Here is a 19,431-nt window from a genome sequence, read left to right as displayed (position 1 = left end):
TAGGTTAGGTTTGAAAATTAACAGCATGTAAGGGGAATTGCTTGATGAAGGAAGTACAAGCTATTTTATTTGATCTGGACAATACTTTAATGGATCGCGACTATACATTTCGCAGCTTTAGCACTCAGTTCGTGCAGGATTTTCTTGGGCATCTTGAACCTGCGGAAGCGCAGGCCGTGATCGAGGATATGATCCACAGAGACGCTGATGGCTACCGTGATAAAGACGGATTTTTCTTAGAACTTAGTGAGATCCTGCCTTGGGAAAAGCCTGTGACGGCTGAACATATCCGAGCGTATTATGATGCGAGCTACATCAATCATGGTGCAGCCATGGAGCATGCTTTGGAGATTCTGGAGTATTGCGTGGAGCGTGGATATACTTTGGGGCTGGTCACCAACGGTAAAAAAGAAATCCAGAACACCAAAATTGATATTCTCGGCCTGCGAGAGTACTTCAAGGCTATTGTTATATCTGGAGAAGTTGGCATTGCGAAGCCTGATCCTGCGATTTATCAATTGGCACTAGACAGGCTGGGTGCCTCCGCGGATCAAACCTTGTTTATAGGGGATCATCCGGTAAATGATATCTGGGGTGCAGGTAAGGCTGGACTTGAAGGGATATGGCTGCAAAGGAAACATCCTTGGGACGATCAGCTGGACATCCAACCTTGGAAAATGATCCGTGAGCTGAAAGAATTAAAGGCTATTTTGTAATCTGGAAAATTTGGGGTTGACATTTTACTGCTGCACCAATTATGATAACAGCATCTTAAATTTCGGAAGGAGACGATGTTTTATGACAGTTTTAAATGTAATGAACTCAACTGTTGTGGATACGTGTCTTCCGGGAACAGCTGCTGCCGAATAATTGATTCGGGCAGTTTAGCAGGTAAGCTCAATTACGCTTATTAGAGCCACCGGGAACCGTATAGGGTCCGGTGGCTTTTTTGCGTGTGTAGAAAGATTGGATTTGGTGTAATAAATCCACATGTCTATATACCGCCGCCGGAGTCTTTATTTCCGGCGGCTTTTTGTGTTCTCGGAAAACGCCAAGGGGCAAGAAAAAACATAAACATATCTTTTAGGAGGAAATGAATGAATAGCATAAAGCAATATGGTTGGAATGAAAACTGGAGTACAAAATGGAATGAAAAGTGGAGTCATGCAGAGGATAAACAATTTATTCCCGGGAGAATCGTTGGTGACTTTGGCAGTAAGTACAAGGTGTTAACTGATGTAGGAGAGACGTGGGGAGAGCTTGCCGGGAAGCTGAGACACACATTTGTAGCCTCGGGTGATTTTCCTGCCATTGGAGACTGGGTAGCATTGGCGATGCAAGATGGCGGCGAGCATGGAATCATACATGGCGTATTGCCTCGGCAGAGTGTGATCTCACGCAAGGTCGCAGGAAATACACAAGATGAGCAAATTGTTGCCTCCAATGTAGACACGTTATTTCTGGTTAGCGCGTTGAATGATGACTTTAATGTTCGCCGGATGGAGAGATATCTGATCATGGCTTGGAATAGTGGGGCAAATCCAGTTATTCTACTCACTAAAGCGGATCTTTGTCCGGATGCAGACAGTAAAATCGCTGAAATGGGGAGCGCGGCTCCCGGAGTATCAGTACATGCTGTTAGTGCAATACAAGATGAAGGACGCGAGAAGCTGCTGCCTTACATTGGTGAGGGTCAAACAGTAGCTCTTACGGGCTCTTCCGGTTGTGGGAAGTCGACAATGGTCAACTGGCTATGCGGGAAGAACCTTCAGATTACGCAGGATGTTAGAGAAGGGGATAGCCGCGGACGTCATACTACTACCCACCGTGAACTGTTTGTTTTGCCGGATGGGGGGATTATCGTAGATACACCGGGGATGCGGGAGCTGCAGCTCTGGGAAGATGAAGGTGGTCTTGATCTAGCGTTTAGTGATATCAGCGGTCTAGCTTCTAAGTGCCGGTTTAGTAACTGTAGACATGAACGCGAAGAGGGCTGTGCTGTACTGGAAGCAGTCCAAACAGGTGAACTGGAAGAGAAGAGACTATTCAACTACCGAAAAACACAACGAGAAGTATTGTACCAAAATAATAAAGAAGCCAAGCTTAAGAGAAAAAGCGCAGCTTCCACTAAAGTGAGTTCATCCAGAACGAGAGGATACGGATGGCGTAAAGAGCTGGATGAATATTAAAAAGAATTGATATAACGGCATAGACATTGAAAAAGGGCGCCCCTTAGCTTTTGACAGCTAAGGGGCGCCCTTCATTATTGAATTGAATCTAAACGGTTATGGTTTAGAAGGATGCAGCAGTTTCCTTAGCCAGTTGCAATCCGTTTTCAATGATTTCAGCGGATTGTGCTGGAAGTTGGTTGTGGCCTTCGATGATTACTTGTGTAATATCTTTAATTCCCCACAGGTTAAGGTTACCAACGATGAAGTTTACTGCCATTTCAGCACTTGCAGCAGGACCTTCAGAGTAGATACCGCCTCTTGCATTCAGAACGATTGCTTTTTTACCTGTCAAAAGACCAACTGGACCTTCAGCAGTGTAAGAGAATGTTTTACCAGCTTGGCAAAGGTAATCTACATAAGTGTGCAATACAGCAGGTACAGTCATGTTCCACAGTGGGAAACCGAATACTACCTTATCTGCAGCGATGAACTGATTAAGATATTTATTAACGATAGCGGCACCAGCTGCTTCCTCAGGTGTTGCTTCGTATCCTTGAGCGGCTTTATACATACCAGTGATCAGGGTATTGTCGTAGTATGGAAGTTGCTCTGCGAACAGATCAAGCTCAGTGATTTCATCTTCTGGGTGGTTGAGTTTGTAGCTCTCCAAGAATTCATTGTACAGCTTAACACTTACGGATTGTTCTGCTGGACGGTTGTTTGCTTTAATAAATAGAACTTTAGACATTATGATTTCTCCCTTGCATGTGTGTATTTAATATTAACTATATTTAATATAGCATGTAATCTTTTGTTTGTAAATTATTTTTTTGTTCTTGAAATTTGTTTGCGCTTAAGGAGTTTGAAAAAATGAAAACAAGGTTAATAGGTGATACAAGAGAACAGGAAATAATTTCCTGTCTCTATAAGTTCCAGAATGATCTAAAAGGAGCGATTGACATGTCCATCGATCGGTTTATCATTAAAAAATTGGACAGCTGTCACGAAGAGCATACGCGTCAGAATTTAGTGAAGCTATTTAGACTTCGAATCCAGAAAGCTGAAAAAGCAGAGCAGAAGAATTACAAGATCAGCTGATAATTGCTGAGTTCTTCTTAATAGTAGATTTTTCGCTGAATGAGACAGAGTCCTTGGGTTAAAAAAGTCCGTAAATATAGCAGAGCAGTGATCCTCCCGTTAAGGGGGGATCACTGCTCTGCGTTTTTTAGTTCTGGCAGATTGCTTCAGCATAAAGGGGCAGCAAATGAAAGCCAACCTACGACAAACGTCACTTTTGGCAGGTGACATAGTAGGGTCAGGCCACCCGCTACATCTAATCTGATGACCCATGCAAAGTCATTTGTTGAGTTACACACTAAGTCAACTGCTAAGTTACACACTGAGTCAGTCACACGCCAAGTTAACGGCTAAGTTACTAACTGAGTCACATAACTAGTAACGTGTAGGTCACTAACTGAGTCACACATTAAGTCAACCGCTAAACGACTTACTAAGTCACACAACAAATCTCCCGCTGAGTTACCCACTGAGTCACACACCAAGTTAACGGCTAAGTCACCTCACTGACTAACACAACTAATCACCCGCCGGGTAACTCACTGAGCTACACACCAAGTAACACCAAGTCACCCGCTGATTAACTCACTGAGCTACACACCAAGTAAACGGCTAAGTCAGACAACAAATCACTCGCTAAGTGACCTTCCAAGTATCCTCAGCGGCCAACGGACTCAGATGACGCTATATGCGGATTTTTAGTCATTCGAGCAGAGTTTCGGAATCCAGCGCAGCTATTCAGCTTTTTGAGGTCGATAATTAGTGCTTTTTCGCTCCAATAGTGACTCTGGGGTCCGATAGGATTCCAAATGAGCCCAAAAGTTACGATTAAGGTCATCTGAGTCCGAAAGCAGTGGCTATGAGTTCAAAAGCAGCGACTAAAGCTCCGACAGTAACAACTATGTACACGATAGTAGCAACTATGCACGCGACAGTAGCAACTATGTACACGATAATAGCAACTATGTACGCGACAATAGCAACTAAAGCAAACTGAGTTTCGAATTTAGATTACTGCGGACTCAGATGACGCATTTGCGAATTTATGAGCATTAGAGCAGAGTTTCGGACTCCAGCGCAGCTATTTAGCCTTTTGAGGTAGATAATTAGTGTTTTTCGAGCCAATAGTGACCCTGGGGTCCGTTAGAATTCCAAATGAGCCCAAAAGTTACGATTAAGGTCATCTGAGTCCGAAAGCAGTGGCTATGAGTTCAAAAGCAGCGACTAAAACTACAACAGTAGCAACTATGTACACGACAGTAGCAACTATGTACACGACAGTAGCAACTATGTACACGACAGTAGCAACTATGTACACGATAATAGCAATTAAAGCAAACTGAGTTTCGAATTTAGATTACTGCGGACTCAGATGACGCTATATGCGAATTTATGAGCATTAGAGCAGAGTTTCGGACTCCAGCGCAGCTATTCAGCTTTTTGAGGTAGATAATTAGTGCTTTTCGCGCCAATAGCGACTCTGGGGTCCGATAGGATTCCAAATGAGCCCAAAAGTTACGATTAAGGTCATCTGAGTCCGAAAGCATCCAACTATGAGTCCGAAAGCAGTGGCTATGAGTTCAAAAGCAGCGACTAAAGCTACAACAGTAGTAACTATGTACACGATAGTAACAACTATGTACGCGACAGTAGCAACTATGTACACGACAATAGCAACTAAAGCAAACTGAGTTTCGAATTTAGATTACCGCGGACTCAGATGACGCTATGTGCGAATTTATGAGCATTAGAGCAGAGTTTCGGACTCCAGCGCAGCTATTCAGCTTTTTGAGGTAGATAATTAGTGTTTTTCGAGCCAATAGTGACCCTGGGGTCCGTTAGAATTCCAAATGAGCCCAAAAGTTACGATTAAGGTCATCTGAGTCCGATAGCAGCCGGCTATGGGGATGGCCGGCAAGCAGAAATCCAAACGTGCCATGAAATAGCACAAATCAGTACAAAGTGGCATCAAGCAGAACCAAGTAGAACCAAGCAGAACCAGCGAACCAAGGTCCCTGACTTTGAGAGTTGAAGCTATGTATGCCTATGTATGCGCAAATAGTATCTAAATCAAACGGAGTGTCATTTTGGATCAAGTTTAGCTTCAAAAAGACAACGAGTCCAAGCAGCACCACTTGGATACTTAGGACGTTCCTTATTAGAAAGCTGAGGACAGCAATGTTGTGACAAAAAAACTACCCCTCCATTAATAGAGGGATAGCGCCAATGAATCATTTTCACTGTAACTGTGCAATATAGCTTCAGAGCCTTTAATTTCGATACTAATCAGAGAATTGAGGCATTTCTGGAGGGCACTTTTGCCCTTTTGAATTTTGAGCTCCAGCGTACTGTTAAGTAATCTAAGTACTTTTTGAGTGGGCTGTTTATTTTCTGTTGTGAAATACACAGGTACAAGTTTGTTCTGAAATGTGATGAGCATTCTCATTTTGAAATCACCTCGCTACAAGTATTTCATGTTAATGATCATACCCCTTGTTTCTTAATTTTACCTTAAAATTAGCTTATGATAACATAAAGATTGCTAGTTTAATATACATTTATATGTAATACAGGAAGGATACAATAATGTGAATGAAAAAGAACGAACGGATTTAACGGATTTAACGGAATTTTTATTTCCAGATCGGGTAACCGACCAAGTAGTATTAAATGAATTGTTAAATACTGCGTCTACAGCAGAAAGGATAGGTAGATTCAAATATAGAGAGAAGGAGAAAACTAAAGATCTGTGTTTACAAATACATAAGGATAAAATACTAGCCTACTGCAATAATACACCGGACTCTCCCCCGTGTGTGCTGAAGAACAGAGATGAAACAGAGAGCTTTTGTCTCGAGTTGTTCGAATGTGAGAGAGCGATGGAGCCCTTTGCTCACGGGATTCCGGCGTTACTAATGTCAAAAAAAAGGTTCGAGGAGCTGAAAAAAGGCTCTGATTCCTCTACGGTTCACAGACTCTCAGAGTGTTTAGCTGCAGAGACAGGAGATGATGTCCATTCCAACCATCTTGCACGAGTGATGAAATGCTTCGACGCAGAGGGAGAATTGCGACTCTGTATTTCTAGTGAAAATGGCTGGAAGTTTCAGTATGCTAGCTTCATAAGTGATCATTCAAGTGGCTGGTTGCTGCGAATGAGCAGCGATCCTTCCCAAGACTGGATTGTAGCTCTTCCTATATCGAAAGCACAATTATGTGGTTCTGTGGCAGAGTGGGTGTTTCATTCCTCCGCTTTTCCTAGTCCACAATAACCGTTGAATAGGGAGGAAGAGTAAGCTGATCTGAATTTAAGGTCACTTTGTCAGCAGTTGTCTTTTGGATCTTGGTGTAAGAGATACCCTCAACATTTGGATGAAGCGTAATGATTTGTTCATCTCCAGTTAGGTTATGAACAACGAGGAGTTGATCCTCTGTTGTTATACGTTCGTAGGCCATTACCCCTGCATTGCCAGAAGTGTAGTCTCGAATTCCGCCATCACGGAGCGCTGGGACTTCGTTTCTTAACGCAATGAGTTCGCGGTATCTTTTAAGCAGTGAGCTGCTGTCGTTAGACTGGCTTTCGACATTAATGCTAACATCATCAGCGTTATTGCTGCCGACCTCCCAAGTAGTCTGCCCCTCACCCTGATCCGCTGTCATCCATCTCATGGGCTCACGAATTCTTTCATCTGGTTTTACACCAAGCATTCCTATTTCTTCACCATAATAAATAAAAGGATTTCCAGGTAAGGTTAACAGCAGGGCTGCTGCCATTTTTGCATGATCCAGATTGCCGTCTAATTGACTCATGACTCTGTTTTGATCATGATTTGTCAAAAAAATTGCATCGGTAAAATGGCTATCAGATATTTTGGAGTACAAATTATACGTACGTTCCAGCGTAAAGGCAGTCCCGCTGTCTTTTTCAGTTTTCACGGAATTAATAAGGGTCTCGGCTAACCCAAAGTTAAAGCTAGAGTCGAAAGCTTGATCCAAATAAGCCCCTACGGTGACTGCAGAATTCTCCCATACTTCGCCGACAATATAAGCTTGAGGATTCACTTCATTCATCGCTTTGCGGAAATCCTGCCACCAAGATACATTTTTATTGGTTGTGGCTTGGCTTTTGTCGCTTAGAAGGTCTTCGTATATATGTTTAGCAGCGTCTAAACGGAATCCATCAACCCCTTGTTCCAGCCAAAACTTGCCGATATCTTTCATTTCATTACGAACTTCCGTTTGATCAAAATTTAGATCAGGCATGCCTTCCCAAAAGCCACCTAGATAATGACTACCCAGTAAAGAGTGCCATGCACTGCCACTACCAGCGGCACTAGCTCCATTGGCAGGGCGTCCTTGATCTTCAGCCCATATGTACCAGTCGCGATATTTGCTGTCTTTATTTTTAGCGGAATCTACGAACCAAGGATGTTCTTTGGAGGTATGATTCACGACCAAATCCATAATTACTTTAATCCCACGTTTATGCGCCTCCGTAACGAGCTCTTGTAAATCCTCCATCGTCCCATAATCTGGATTGATTGCACGATAATCTGTCACATCGTAACCATGATAGCTTGGTGAAGGGTTAATAGGCATAAGCCAAATCCCACCGATCCCCAGATCGTCTGTGGTGTCAGGATTTCCGTCATTTAAGTAATCTAATTTCTTGGTAATCCCTTTGAGGTCACCGATGCCATCCCCGTCAGAGTCATAGAATGAACGAACAAAAATCTCATAATAAACCGTTGAGGGCTGTTCGTCAGTGGTAATCGTTTTTGCAGCGGGAGGTGTTGTAGTATTCTGAGCAGTATTTGCTTTTGGCGATGGAGAAGGGGAGGCAGAGGAAGGAATATTGTTATTATTTCCTGAACAACCGGATAGCAGAACGGCAGTTAAGCTAAGAGTCAAAAGTCCGTTTATTGTGTGTTTTTTGGCGATAGATGTTGCTAGTTTATCCATATAAAATAACCCCTTCTGCTGCAATTTTCCTATAAAGGAAATGGTAAGCGCTTTAATTCTTATAGTACTGTAATCAAATCCTCAGGTAAAACGTTTGCACAGATATAAAAACAGCAAATCCAATGATATTTATCCATAAAATCAATAAAAACCGCTGATATCATGGATATTCTTTTAATTCCCCACGATATTCGGGATTTTAACCTTTCAGTAGGCATGTGCATATGCTTTAAGCAAGGGCGAAGGACCCGGTAAGAAAGGAGAATGAAGAATGAAGATTCGGAAAAAGCTGTCATTGTCGCTCATGATCATTACTTTATGCTTTTCAGTACTTGCCGGTTGCGGCGGAAAGTCAGAGACGGTAAAGGTGAAGATTGGGGAGGTTACCCGCTCTGTCTTTTATGCACCCGAGTATGTTGCCTTGACTCAAGGTTTCTTCAAAGATGAAGGGCTGGATGTAGAACTGCAGACGATTCCCGGTGGAGATAAAACCATGACTGCATTGCTTTCAGGAGCTATTGATGTGGCGTTGGTTGGTTCAGAAACCTCCATTTACGTGTATCAGCAGGGCTCGGATGATCCGGTCATTAATTTTGCACAGCTGACTCAAAGGGATGGAACATTCCTGTTCGCCCGGAAGGCTGATGGAGATTTTAATTGGGATAAAGTGAAGGGCTCTACCTTCCTTGGTCAAAGAAAAGGCGGAATGCCACAAATGGCAGGCGCGTTTACTTTATCTAAAAAGGGAATTGATCCTGCGAAGGATATTACCTTGATCCAAAATATCGATTTTGCTAATATTGCCGGTGCATTTGCTTCAGGTACTGGGGATTATGTGCAGCTGTTTGAGCCGCAGGCCTCTATCTTCGAACGAGAAGACCGGGGAGCTGTAGTGGCATCGTTTGGGGTGGAGAGCGGTTATTTACCTTATACGGTATTCATGTCAAAAAACAGCTACATTAGCAAAAATGGAGATACCGTGCAAAAGTTCACTAATGCCATCCAGCGTGCCCAGCTTTGGGTGAAGGAACATAGTCCTGAAGAAATTACGGATGCCATAATAACTTATTTTGATAAAACGGATCGTGACATTGTGATTTCTGCTGTAAAACGTTACAAGGAGCAGGACACCTACGCCATTAATCCGGTTGTTGATAATGAGGAATGGAATAATCTACTAGATGTTATGGACAACGCAGGTGAACTTAAAGAACGTGTTCCAGCAGAAAAAATCGTGAACAATACTTTTGCTGAAAAAGCTGAAAAGACCATAAAGAGCAGTGGCTCTAAATAAGAGAGATAAGATCCTAAATGGATTTTGTTAACTATAAGGAGGGGATGACCTTGCTTCCAGTAGTGCAATTAAAGGGAGTAACGCATGCCTATCTCGGCGATCGGGAAGCTTCACTGGCCGTTGAGGATCTAAATCTTAATGTCGAGCAAGGAGAGTTCGTCAGCTTAGTAGGCCCAAGTGGCTGTGGCAAGACGACTCTCCTATCGATTATTGCCGGACTGCTGCAGCCCTCTGAGGGAGAAGTATTCGTAAATGGCCAACCCATTCTAGGCCCTTCACCTGAGGTTGGATATATGCTGCAGCAGGATTATCTTTTTCCTTGGCGGAGTATTCTTGACAATGCCGTGCTTGGACTGGAGCTTACCGGAAGCTTAAACGAAGAAAGTCATAAACGGACTTTGGAGCTGCTGCGCGAGATGGGATTAGAAGGGAAAGAACAGGCCTATCCTTCTCAGCTATCCGGAGGGATGCGGCAACGGGTGGCTCTTGTACGAACATTAGCTACCAATCCAGGACTGCTGCTGTTAGACGAGCCGTTCTCGGCACTTGATTATCAGATCAAACTTCAGCTGGAAGATTTAGTCTCAGAGACCTTACGCAGCCGGGGAACCACGGCTATTTTGGTCACGCATGATCTGTCAGAAGCGATTGCGGTCAGCAGTAGGGTTATTTTATTGCAGCGAAATCCAGGGAAGATTCGTAAAGTTTTTCCTGTTCCGGAGCTAATCCGCTCAGCCCCACCGCTGTATGCGCGTGATCAGCCAGGGTTTGCGGAGCTTTTTCATGAAGTATGGACAGAGATGGAGATCGCAGGGAGGGAAAGCTAATGAAACGAACAGAGCAAGCGGGAGTCTTAGCTTCCCGTGAACTGTGGCTGCAGCAAATGCATGTAGATTTCAAAAAAACTAAACAGCGCCGGCGTAATCAGGTTATTGCTGTAAGAAGCAGTCTGTTGCTGCTGTTCTTTGTGTTGTGGGAAGCGGGAGCAAGAATGGGCTGGATTGATGAGTTATTGTTCAGCTACCCGACAAAAATCTTCAAACAGATTTGGCAGGATATGATCAGTGGAAGCTTGTGGCCTCATTTGGGGATGACGGTAGGAGAGACTGCGGTAGGCTTTGTTCTGGGAACCTTGTTAGGAACGCTGCTGGCAGTGATTATTTGGTGGTCTCCGTTTTTATCAGCGGTGCTTGATCCGTTTATGGTTGTCTTTAACAGTATGCCGAAGGTGGCCTTGGGGCCGATTTTTATCGTAATGTTCGGGGCGGGTTTCACCGCTATCGTTGTGACAACCTTATCGATTACGGTGATTATTACTACACTTGTTGTTTACAATAGCTTTTGCAGTGTGGATCCTAATCTGGTGAAGGTGGTCCGCTCTTTTGGAGCTTCTAAAGTTCAGGTGTTTTTTAAAGTGATTCTTCCGGCATCTTTTCCAACGGTGGTCTCTACCCTAAAGGTGAATGTGGGAATGTCATGGGTCGGGGTAATCGTAGGAGAGTTTCTAGTAGCAAAATCCGGTCTTGGGTACCTGATCATATATGGATTCCAGGTGTTTAATTTCACGCTTGTAATGTCCAGTCTGCTGATTATTGCAGCCGTAGCAACGGCAATGTATCAACTGGTAGTGTATCTGGAGAAGCGCTTGTTATACCGGCGGTAAGTCTAATGTAACGTTGTGTCCATTCACAAAATCTTGTAACATGTCTATATCTTTACCTATTAACGGTTAGTGCTTTTAAGGAGAGATAGGGTTATGGGATTTCGTGTGATTAAAACAGCTGCTGCGACGTTAATGTCCGTTCTTCTCGCGTCTGCAGTAGGCATACCCAATGCACAAAGTGCAGGGCTTTTAGCCATTCTGGGTGTGGAGGTTACCTTGAAAAGGAGTTTCCGGACGATAACGGCGCGTTTTTTGGCCTCGCTCGTGGGACTCTTTTTTGGGTGTATTTTATTTTGGATATTAGGGTTTCATTACTGGGTACTTGGACTGTACGTTCTTGTTGGCTTTCCGATGATTGTGAAGTCTGGCTACAAGGAAGGGATTGTCACTAGCTCTGTTATTGTGTTTCGTGTGTTTGGACAAGCTGAGTTATCGCTACATGTGTTGTTGCAGCAAGTAGAGCTACTGGCCATAGGTCTCGGTTCAGCGGGGGTGGTCAACTTAATTTACATGCCACAGACTGGGGGAGTTATTTATGGAATCCGCAAGGAAGTGGATCGATACTTTTCAGTTATTTTTACTCAAATGGCCCGTACTTTGCGTGAGCCTGCGTATATGTGGGATGGCAAAGAATTAATTGATGCGGATAATGCAGTGCAGCGGGGACTGACAGCAGCTACTCGCGAGATGGAGAATCATGTAATTCATCCTGATGAAGCTTGGAATGTCTATTTCTATATGCGTAAGGAGCAGCTGGAATCGATACAAAGCATGATGCAGCTGATTTCTCAAGTATATCGCCATTTACCGCATGGAGAGATGGTAGCTGAATTGTTCGACCAGCTTAGCGGAGATGTTTTGGCTGAAGAATATACAGGCCGCACGGAACATTTGCTGGAAGAGCTTGAACATGAGTTTGAAAGCATGGATTTGCCAGAGACACGTGAGGAATTTGAAGTGCGATCAGCGATTCTGCAGCTTTGCAGAGAATTGGCACTGTATTTAAAAATTGCGAAACGCCATAAAATACCGGTCAGCTATAAGCCTGAGAAACGTTTGCTCACCCGGAAAAAAGCTTAAAATTAGGCTTTAATAAAGTGAAGTATTAACATTCGCCCCTGAAATCACGATAAAATATGTATGAACTAAAAGTTGATCTTCGAAAGGGATTAACAATTATAGGGTGAGTTCAAATTCAAGCAGGGAATTCATATACGAATTTTCCGCATTGGCAGGTGAGGCGTATGGACAAAGATATGGAATCATTTATCGGAAAACAACTTGTAGCTAACCTCTTTAATGACAAAGGAGTATTTGTTTTACCCGCATTGACTTTATTGAGTGCTGAACATATTAGATTAATTCGTCAACATAAGATCACTCTGGAATCTCATGACGTCGTCCAGCTGGATAGCGCGGAATTTTTCCAGCTTGCAATTGATGATTGTACAGCTGCGATTGAGAATATTTTTGAACAGATTCGTCATAACAAAAATAAAAGAATTCCTATGCTGGAAGTTAGAAATGAAGTGATTCCGTTTATCCAGCAGGTAAGCGAAAAGAATGACTTCTACGGAGTATTGGCTGCTTTGCAGACCAAAGATGATTATACATACAGACATAATGTAGCTGTGGGCATAATATCTACCCTGCTAGGCAAATGGCTGAAGCTAAAGTCTGAGGATTTGAGCATGTTGACCATTGCAGCAACTCTTCACGATATCGGCAAAATGAGAATCCCGGATGACATATTAACCAAGCCCGGTCCATTATCCGACGAAGAGTTTCAGCTGATGAAAAAGCATACGACCTTTGGGTATGAGATGATCAGGGATACGGTAGGCACAAACCATACTCAAGCGCTAGTAGCCTTACAGCATCATGAAAGAATGGACGGCAGTGGTTATCCATTTGGTGTGCTTGGAAACCGGATTACTGATTTCAGTAAAATCGTTGCTGTGGCTGATGTGTTTCACGCGATGACCTCCGACCGTTTTTATCGCAAAGCGGCTCCTTTATACGAAGTATTACTGCAAATGGAGGAGAGTGTGTTCGGTAAGCTCGACCCTTATATTTGCAGAGTGTTTATTAATAAGTTAATGCAGTCAATGCTAGGGAACGAAGTGGAATTGACAGATGGGCGAAAAGGAAAAATTGTTATGATTCTTGCTACAGACCCTTTGCGGCCACTGGTGAATATTGATGAGGATTTTATTGACTTAAGCAAACACAGATCGCTTGGAATTGTGCGGGTAATCCCGCAATAGCTGGTGTTTTAAGGTTTTTTGAGGGGGTAGGAATGGCTCCGGAACAGGTTGGACCATTTTTGGAATCTACTCATATATGTACAAAATTTGAAATAAAATGAACTATGAGTCTCCTGAAAAAGCCTTCTTGAGGGCTTACTCAAATTTATTTATAGTCTAACAATCAACAAATGCCTAGAACCTGCATACACTTGATAGTGAATGATTGTATGGAGGAGGTTCAAAGATGTCATTAAGCCATAAACGTCAAACAAGGGAGATCATTACGAAGGCAATTTGCGGCAAAGGTCGTAAGTTCTCTACAGCAACCCATACCGTGACTCCGCCACATCATCCGACTAGTATTTTGGGGGCTTGGATTATCAACCACCAATACGAAGCGGTTGCCGCCGGGAACGGAATCGAAGTAATTGGTACTTATGATGTAAACATCTGGTACTCGTACGACAAGAACAAGCAGACCGAGGTAGCAAAGGAAACAGTCTCTTATGTGGAGCTCATTCCGCTTTCCTACCTGGACACGAGACACCGCACTTCAACAGTTGAGGTCTCTGCGGAGGCAACGCAGGAACCCAACTGTGTAGAAGCGGGCGTATCGCCAGGCGGAGGCAGTGTGACACTTCGCGTAGAGCGCGAATTCGAAGTGGAGTTGGTGGCTGAGACCAAAGTCCGTGTGTATGTCACTGAGCAAAGTGATGATCCAGAAGACAAGGATTATGATTTTGAAGGTGATAGCTTCGATTACGATGATCTGGACCCTGACAATCTGGATGATGAGCTGTAAGGAAGGATACGCCGCCGTTAACTGAGTATCAATGGGTTATGGTCCATTATATGTAGGGAGTGCGGCGGCGTAGAGGGCGAATGCCCTCCTTTTTTTTATTTATTTTTAGGATGAAAAAAGGTTCACGCTCGGATGGAGGCGCTAAAGAGTATGAATGAAGGTCTTAAGGTGTATTCAGAATTGTCTGTGGCAGAGAGAGAGTCTAGATTGCTTAGAAGCGGGGTTGAAGCAACGCTGACGCCCTCTGGAAAACGGTTTGTCGATACATATGCTTCACATGCTACTGAGAAGGGCCACAGGCAGTGTTATAAGATATTGGTTTATCATTTGACTGTCCTCCACATCTCTTTGCTTGGAGCAGGTCTTGGAATGCGTGCGGCCGCCGATAATTACAGCGAAGCTGTGAGGATTGCTAATGCCGAGAGCAATACCACGGGAGGCCGAGTGCGGGGAGAGCTTCGCGGGGTGATGAAATTGCTCCAGCGGATTGCTGTCCGCACGCTGTACAGCTTGGGGCTGGATAGCGGTGAGGTCCTGCTGAGGGCAATGGGGAACCGGAGGTATGTGGTGGAGGGAGTCACTTCACTAGTAAAGACCTCCGGGCAACGATTGCCCGAGCCTTATCGGTCCGCAGCGCTAGCGCTGGAACGAAAGCTGGCTCTGGAGCAGCCGGGCCGCAGCGGACTGCTGATGGGCATGGACCCGGAGTTTATCATCCTCCGGGAATCCACCGGCCGCGTCGTGCCTGCGTCGCGGTACCTGCCCACGGACGGCGTCGCTGGCTGCGACGCCGGACCTCCGAACGCGCGGCGCGTTCCCGGTCGCCGAGCTGCGCCCTCAGCCGCGCGGGGAACCGCGCGCACTGCTGGCGCAGCTGATGTCCGCCGCGGCGCTGGCGGACCGGCTCATCGCCGACCGCTCGCTGCGCTGGCGGGCGGGAGGCATGCCGCTGACGGGCTGGGCCCTCGGCGGCCATCTGCACTTCAGCGGCGTGACGCTGACGGCGCCGCTGCTGCGCGCGCTCGATAACTATCTCGCGCTGCCCATGCTTCTGCTCGAAGACGTCCGCGCAGGGGCGCGTCGTCCCCGATACGGTGTGCTCGGCGATTTCCGGACTCAGCCGCATGGCGGCTTCGAGTACCGGACCTTACCGAGCTTCCTGGTATCCCCGGTCATCGCTAAAGGCGCGGTCTATCTGGCTCACCTAATCGTGAGCCATTATGAGGACCTGACGCAACGCCCGCTCGACCGGGAAGACCTGCATATCGCCTACTACAGCGGCGATAAATCTCCGCTGCGCGCCGCAATCCCCCCATTGCTGGCGCAGCTGCGTTCCCTAGGCGGCTACGAGATTGCCGCCCCCTATATCGAGCCTTTATTCGACTATATTGCCGCTGAACGGACGTGGGATGAATCACGGGATATACGTGAGTTATGGTGCAGCAAAGTAAAAGTGTGATTTTACTATTTGGTCTACATGTTAACAATGGTCCATGAACCGATATCTTGAAAACCAAGTCGTTTATAAATAACTCCGGCATGTGGGTTGTCATAAAAGAGGCACAATGACTTTCCTTCATAGAGCAGGTCTGCACATAGCTGTGCCATTACGCGCGAAGCAAGGCCTTGCTCTCTGAATGCTTGATGTGTGGCAACCCCTACAATCATCGCTGACATGGAATTTTCCGCTGAAGTTGAAGCGGTGACAATGACCTTATCTTCCCGTTCCATATAATACGTGCGGCCGGTGTTGCTTTCCAGCGTTTTACGCAGGCTGGTTCTAGAACCATTCCGGCTGCTTTCAAATTCTTCAATGGTATCCGTAAGTGCGCAAATCGCTTCTACATCCTGAACCGTAGCTTTTTTAATAGGCTCAGCTGAAGAGAAGGACTCACTTATTTTATTGTTCATTTCTTTTAATTCAGCAAAATACAGCTGTTTTACTTGTTTGAAATTAATTTCCCCGTCAAAAGCCTTCACCACCTCTGAGGCTCCGGAGATCATATGTATGTCATTATCCTTTCGGATAATCTCAGCGAACCCCTCGACATCAAAAGGGCCATCTGCATAAGGAAGGTAACTTCTATAGAAGCGCAGCAGAACGGCTTTTATCCGCCCGTCGGCTGGGTCAATCTCTCCCCATAAATCCATGAAATCCTGCTCAAACCCAAAATTCTCCACATCGCCAATGATAAATAAATTAAGCGCCGGCTCTTTCCGCAGCAATGCCATCAGCAGCTCTTGATCATCCTTCGTTAGCTTTCGTATCATATTGTATTCTCCTTTGATTTTTATATGGGCTGACGCTCTGTGTTAAGATTTTACAATATTTAAAAGCAGAAGAATATACCTCAAGTAAGTGTTTGTCTGATAAGTATTCTAGTCTTTCGTTGTACTAATGTGAGGTTTCAGGGTAACTTTGTCCATCAATTTTCTGGTATAATGGGGGACAGCATTAAATAGGCATGGAGGTTGACCATGGCACAATATACGCCGATGATAGAGCAATATTTAAAGGTAAAGGAAGGGGCTAAGGATGCCTTCCTATTTTTTAGACTGGGCGATTTCTATGAAATGTTCTTTGAAGATGCCATATTGGCTTCCAAGGAGCTTGAGATTACGTTAACAGGCCGCGAAGGCGGGGGCGAGGAGAAAATCCCTATGTGTGGAGTGCCTTACCACGCCGCCGAGGGATATATTCAACGCTTGATAGAAAAAGGATATAAAGTCGCCATTTGTGAGCAGTTAGAGGATGCTTCAGTCACTAAAGGCATGGTGAAGCGGGATATTGTACGCGTCGTGACACCAGGAACCGTGATGGATGGAAAAATCATTGCTGACAAGAGCAATAACTACCTCGTTTGCGTCACCGAAAGTGACGGAATGATGGCATTAGCTGCCTGCGATTTAACAACTGGTGAGCTGTATGTTACTTCGGTATTATCTGGAGCCGAATGGCTGCGTGATGAGATTGGCATTTATGAACCGGCTGAGATCATCGGAGACGCTGCACTTTTGGAGATCCTGCGAAGCGAAACGCCGCTGTTAGCCAAACCTGTAGTTTACACCCCTTGGGAGAAACGCGAGGAGGAGCTGGCACGTCGTCAGTTCGGTGAAGCGGCATGGGTACGTCTAGAGAAGGAACGTGGACAATGTCTGGCGCTTCTGATCTCTTATCTGAATGAGACCCAGCGGCGTTCGTTAGGGCAGCTTAGTCAGATTTCTCCTTATGAACCAGGCAATTATATGATTCTAGATCCATTTACACGCCGGAATCTTGAACTAACCGAGACGGTTCGCGAACGCTCCAAAAAAGGATCCCTGCTCTGGCTGCTGGATCGAACGGAAACGTCGATGGGCGCCCGTCTGTTGCGCCGCAGAATTGATAAGCCGCTATTGCAGCGAGCTCCGATCGAACGGCGCCTAGAGGCTGTCGATTATTTGTACAATCAGTTTATCGTTCGCGAGGACCTGCGTTTAGCGCTTAAAGAAATTTATGATTTGGAGCGTTTGGTGGGTCGTATTGCTTTTGGCAGCGCCAATGGCCGTGATATGAATGCTCTGAAATTATCGCTGGCGCAAATTCCTGCATTGAAGGATTTATGTATGACCTCCGGTTCAGCTACTTTACGAGAGATCGGTGCAAGTATGGATGAATGCGCTGAGCTGCGAGAGGATATTGACCGCGCAATCGTCGAGGATGCCCCGGTGTCTGTGCGCGACGGTGGCATTATCCGTTCCGGTTATCATGAACGTTTGGACGAGCTTAGGGAAGCTAGCAGTAACGGTAAACGTTGGATCGCTGAACTGGAAGCTAAGGAAAGACAGGCCACTGGCATTAAGTCACTGAAGATCGGCTATAACAAAATCTTCGGGTATTTCATAGAGATCACCAAATCCAATCTGGCTGCACTGCCGGAAGGAAGATATGAACGTAAGCAGACGCTTGCCAACGCAGAGCGTTTTGTCACTCCTGAGCTTAAGGAGAAGGAAGCACTCATCCTTGAAGCTCAGGATAAAATGACGGATTTGGAATACAGCCTCTTTACCGAACTGCGTGATCGCATCAGCGGGCAAATTCCCCGCCTGCAAAATCTTGCGGAAAAGGTTGCCGAGATTGATGTGTATCAATGCTTGGCGGCAGTTAGTGCCGAACATCGTTTTGTGAAGCCAGTCCTTTCGGATGGTTATGATCTTCGGCTTGAAGGGGGCCGTCATCCCGTTGTGGAGGCGGTGCTTAAAGATTCTGCTTTTATTGCAAATGGAAGCACGCTGAGTAAGGGAGAAGGTAATATTCTTCTAATTACAGGTCCTAATATGGCGGGGAAAAGTACTTACATGCGTCAGGTGGCGCTGATCTGCATCATGGCTCAGATTGGATGTTTTGTACCAGCAAACAGTGCTGAAGTTCCGCTTATAGACCGGATCTTTACTCGTATTGGAGCAGCTGATGATTTGATCGGTGGACAAAGTACATTTATGGTGGAAATGGCTGATATCCAGGTTATGACAGAGAAAGCAACAGCTCGTAGCTTGATTATTATTGATGAGCTGGGAAGAGGTACCTCGACCAGTGAAGGTATGGCCATCGCTCAGGCGGTTATTGAATATGTACATGATGTTATTTCTTGCAAAGCTCTAGTTTCGACGCATTTTCATGAATTGGCTCATTTGGAAGGGAGTCTTAAAGGACTGCGGAATTACTCTATGGCTGTTCAAGAGAGCGGTGATAAAGTTAACTTCCTGCGCAAGCTAGTTCCTGGAGCGGCTGACAGCAGCTATGGGATCTATTGTGCACGTCTTGCGGGTCTTCCTGAAGGGATTATTGACCGAGCTTATGGTCTCTTGCAGAGCATTGAGCAGGCAGCCCATCCTGGTGGTTCTGAACTTCATTACGGGGGAAGCCTCGAAAGACAGGCGGCTGTAAGAGAGGTTGCTAGCGCATCCTCGATAGCGCAAGCCGTAAGTGTCATCACTGAGGCACCTGTAGAAAATGAGGTTGTTCAGTTGTCTATCTTTGGTGAGGAAGAACCACGCAAGAATCGCAAAGGTAGTGCACATCAAGTTGCGGTAACTGAAATCCAAGAGAATCCTGCGCTAAAAGAGTTCATTTCTTCTGTGCGTGACGCTGATCTTATGAATATGACGCCGCTGCAGGCGATGAGTCTGTTGAACGAGCTGAAGATGAAGGTTAAGGATCTGCAATAAAGATTTTA

The 19,431-nt window shown here is 45.3% G+C and carries 17 protein-coding genes; 13 read left to right on the top strand and 4 right to left on the bottom strand.

Annotation, left to right across the window (positions count from 1 at the left end; translation table 11 throughout):
• Positions 1-44 precede the first annotated feature (44 nt).
• Together MHI25_RS17775 and rsgA are read left to right on the top strand one after the other, a co-directional pair.
• Positions 45-716: an HAD family hydrolase gene (locus MHI25_RS17775; protein ID WP_340393813.1), complete on the top strand. Its 672-nt coding sequence runs from the start codon at positions 45-47 to the stop codon at positions 714-716.
• A gap of 381 nt (positions 717-1,097) precedes the next feature.
• Entirely contained in the window at positions 1,098-2,189 is a 1,092-nt protein-coding gene (rsgA, locus tag MHI25_RS17770) for a ribosome small subunit-dependent GTPase A (protein WP_339168192.1), read from the top strand.
• Positions 2,190-2,292: 103 nt separating this feature from the next.
• On the opposite strand, the gene MHI25_RS17765 is transcribed toward rsgA, so the two are convergent.
• A complete protein-coding gene (locus tag MHI25_RS17765; protein ID WP_076128352.1) occupies positions 2,293-2,919 on the bottom strand; it encodes an FMN-dependent NADH-azoreductase in 627 nt (208 codons plus the stop codon).
• Positions 2,920-3,041: 122 nt separating this feature from the next.
• Between MHI25_RS17765 and MHI25_RS17760 the strand changes: the two genes are divergently transcribed.
• Positions 3,042-3,269, top strand: a complete 228-nt coding sequence (locus tag MHI25_RS17760) for a hypothetical protein (protein ID WP_038571602.1) — start codon at positions 3,042-3,044, stop codon at positions 3,267-3,269.
• 1,532 nt (positions 3,270-4,801) lie between these two features.
• Positions 4,802-4,939, top strand: a complete 138-nt coding sequence (locus MHI25_RS17755) for a hypothetical protein (protein ID WP_340393812.1) — start codon at positions 4,802-4,804, stop codon at positions 4,937-4,939.
• Positions 4,940-5,454: 515 nt separating this feature from the next.
• Here MHI25_RS17755 and MHI25_RS17750 read toward each other — a convergent pair.
• On the bottom strand, positions 5,455-5,694 hold the full coding sequence (locus MHI25_RS17750; RefSeq protein ID WP_036687997.1) for a hypothetical protein: 240 nt from the start codon (positions 5,692-5,694) through the stop codon (positions 5,455-5,457).
• 142 nt (positions 5,695-5,836) lie between these two features.
• Between MHI25_RS17750 and MHI25_RS17745 the strand changes: the two genes are divergently transcribed.
• A complete protein-coding gene (locus tag MHI25_RS17745) occupies positions 5,837-6,517 on the top strand; it encodes a hypothetical protein (protein WP_339168188.1) in 681 nt (226 codons plus the stop codon).
• Here the strand turns inward: MHI25_RS17745 and MHI25_RS17740 are convergent.
• Positions 6,504-8,207, bottom strand: a complete 1,704-nt coding sequence (locus MHI25_RS17740; protein ID WP_339168186.1) for an alpha-amylase family glycosyl hydrolase — start codon at positions 8,205-8,207, stop codon at positions 6,504-6,506. The two genes, MHI25_RS17745 and MHI25_RS17740, sit on opposite strands and share 14 nt — an antisense overlap.
• A 271-nt stretch (positions 8,208-8,478) precedes the next feature.
• Between MHI25_RS17740 and MHI25_RS17735 the strand changes: the two genes are divergently transcribed.
• The 7 genes from MHI25_RS17735 (at position 8,479) to MHI25_RS17705 (ending at position 15,674) form a co-directional block, all read left to right on the top strand.
• Entirely contained in the window at positions 8,479-9,501 is a 1,023-nt protein-coding gene (locus tag MHI25_RS17735) for an ABC transporter substrate-binding protein (protein WP_038571597.1), read from the top strand.
• A 50-nt stretch (positions 9,502-9,551) separates the two neighbouring features.
• Positions 9,552-10,328 (top strand): ABC transporter ATP-binding protein, encoded by a 777-nt coding sequence (locus MHI25_RS17730; RefSeq protein ID WP_076142119.1) that lies wholly within the window; start codon positions 9,552-9,554, stop codon positions 10,326-10,328.
• Positions 10,328-11,164, top strand: coding sequence for an ABC transporter permease (locus MHI25_RS17725; protein WP_076128364.1), 837 nt, complete (start codon positions 10,328-10,330; stop codon positions 11,162-11,164). Before MHI25_RS17730 ends, MHI25_RS17725 begins: the two co-directional genes overlap by 1 nt.
• A 93-nt stretch (positions 11,165-11,257) precedes the next feature.
• Positions 11,258-12,244, top strand: a complete 987-nt coding sequence (locus tag MHI25_RS17720) for an aromatic acid exporter family protein (protein ID WP_076128366.1) — start codon at positions 11,258-11,260, stop codon at positions 12,242-12,244.
• Between the two features lie 164 nt (positions 12,245-12,408).
• The gene (locus tag MHI25_RS17715) at positions 12,409-13,431 is read left to right on the top strand and encodes an HD-GYP domain-containing protein (protein WP_051491532.1); all 1,023 of its coding nucleotides are present in this window, start codon (positions 12,409-12,411) and stop codon (positions 13,429-13,431) included.
• Between the two features lie 226 nt (positions 13,432-13,657).
• A complete protein-coding gene (locus MHI25_RS17710; RefSeq protein ID WP_036687755.1) occupies positions 13,658-14,215 on the top strand; it encodes an outer spore coat protein CotE in 558 nt (185 codons plus the stop codon).
• A 745-nt stretch (positions 14,216-14,960) separates the two neighbouring features.
• Positions 14,961-15,674, top strand: coding sequence for a hypothetical protein (locus tag MHI25_RS17705; RefSeq protein WP_340395692.1), 714 nt, complete (start codon positions 14,961-14,963; stop codon positions 15,672-15,674).
• A gap of 14 nt (positions 15,675-15,688) precedes the next feature.
• Here MHI25_RS17705 and MHI25_RS17700 read toward each other — a convergent pair whose 3' ends face one another.
• The gene (locus MHI25_RS17700; protein ID WP_076184449.1) at positions 15,689-16,486 is read right to left on the bottom strand and encodes a GNAT family N-acetyltransferase; all 798 of its coding nucleotides are present in this window, start codon (positions 16,484-16,486) and stop codon (positions 15,689-15,691) included.
• Positions 16,487-16,693: 207 nt separating this feature from the next.
• On the opposite strand from MHI25_RS17700, the gene mutS reads away from it, so the two are divergent.
• Complete coding sequence (gene mutS, locus MHI25_RS17695; RefSeq protein ID WP_340393810.1) at positions 16,694-19,423, top strand: DNA mismatch repair protein MutS; 2,730 nt, start codon at positions 16,694-16,696, stop codon at positions 19,421-19,423.
• The last annotated feature ends 8 nt before the right edge of the window (positions 19,424-19,431 follow it).

The organism is Paenibacillus sp. FSL E2-0177, from assembly GCF_037992975.1.
GTDB lineage: Bacteria > Bacillota > Bacilli > Paenibacillales > Paenibacillaceae > Paenibacillus_AQ > Paenibacillus_AQ odorifer.
The sequence above is the reverse complement of the archived record's forward strand: the minus strand, read 5'-3'. Positions and strand labels throughout refer to the sequence as shown.

What these genes read in the sequence shown, in the direction of transcription:
- MHI25_RS17775 (WP_340393813.1), top strand. Translation starts at nt 45, where the DNA reads ATGAAGGAAGTACAAGCTATTTTATTTGATCTGGACAATACTTTAATG.
- rsgA (WP_339168192.1), top strand. Translation starts at nt 1,098, where the DNA reads ATGAATAGCATAAAGCAATATGGTTGGAATGAAAACTGGAGTACAAAA.
- MHI25_RS17765 (WP_076128352.1), bottom strand. Translation starts at nt 2,919, where the DNA reads ATGTCTAAAGTTCTATTTATTAAAGCAAACAACCGTCCAGCAGAACAA.
- MHI25_RS17760 (WP_038571602.1), top strand. Translation starts at nt 3,042, where the DNA reads ATGAAAACAAGGTTAATAGGTGATACAAGAGAACAGGAAATAATTTCC.
- MHI25_RS17755 (WP_340393812.1), top strand. Translation starts at nt 4,802, where the DNA reads ATGAGTCCGAAAGCAGTGGCTATGAGTTCAAAAGCAGCGACTAAAGCT.
- MHI25_RS17750 (WP_036687997.1), bottom strand. Translation starts at nt 5,694, where the DNA reads ATGAGAATGCTCATCACATTTCAGAACAAACTTGTACCTGTGTATTTC.
- MHI25_RS17740 (WP_339168186.1), bottom strand. Translation starts at nt 8,207, where the DNA reads ATGGATAAACTAGCAACATCTATCGCCAAAAAACACACAATAAACGGA.
- MHI25_RS17735 (WP_038571597.1), top strand. Translation starts at nt 8,479, where the DNA reads ATGAAGATTCGGAAAAAGCTGTCATTGTCGCTCATGATCATTACTTTA.
- MHI25_RS17725 (WP_076128364.1), top strand. Translation starts at nt 10,328, where the DNA reads ATGAAACGAACAGAGCAAGCGGGAGTCTTAGCTTCCCGTGAACTGTGG.
- MHI25_RS17720 (WP_076128366.1), top strand. Translation starts at nt 11,258, where the DNA reads ATGGGATTTCGTGTGATTAAAACAGCTGCTGCGACGTTAATGTCCGTT.
- MHI25_RS17715 (WP_051491532.1), top strand. Translation starts at nt 12,409, where the DNA reads ATGGACAAAGATATGGAATCATTTATCGGAAAACAACTTGTAGCTAAC.
- MHI25_RS17710 (WP_036687755.1), top strand. Translation starts at nt 13,658, where the DNA reads ATGTCATTAAGCCATAAACGTCAAACAAGGGAGATCATTACGAAGGCA.
- MHI25_RS17700 (WP_076184449.1), bottom strand. Translation starts at nt 16,486, where the DNA reads ATGATACGAAAGCTAACGAAGGATGATCAAGAGCTGCTGATGGCATTG.
- mutS (WP_340393810.1), top strand. Translation starts at nt 16,694, where the DNA reads ATGGCACAATATACGCCGATGATAGAGCAATATTTAAAGGTAAAGGAA.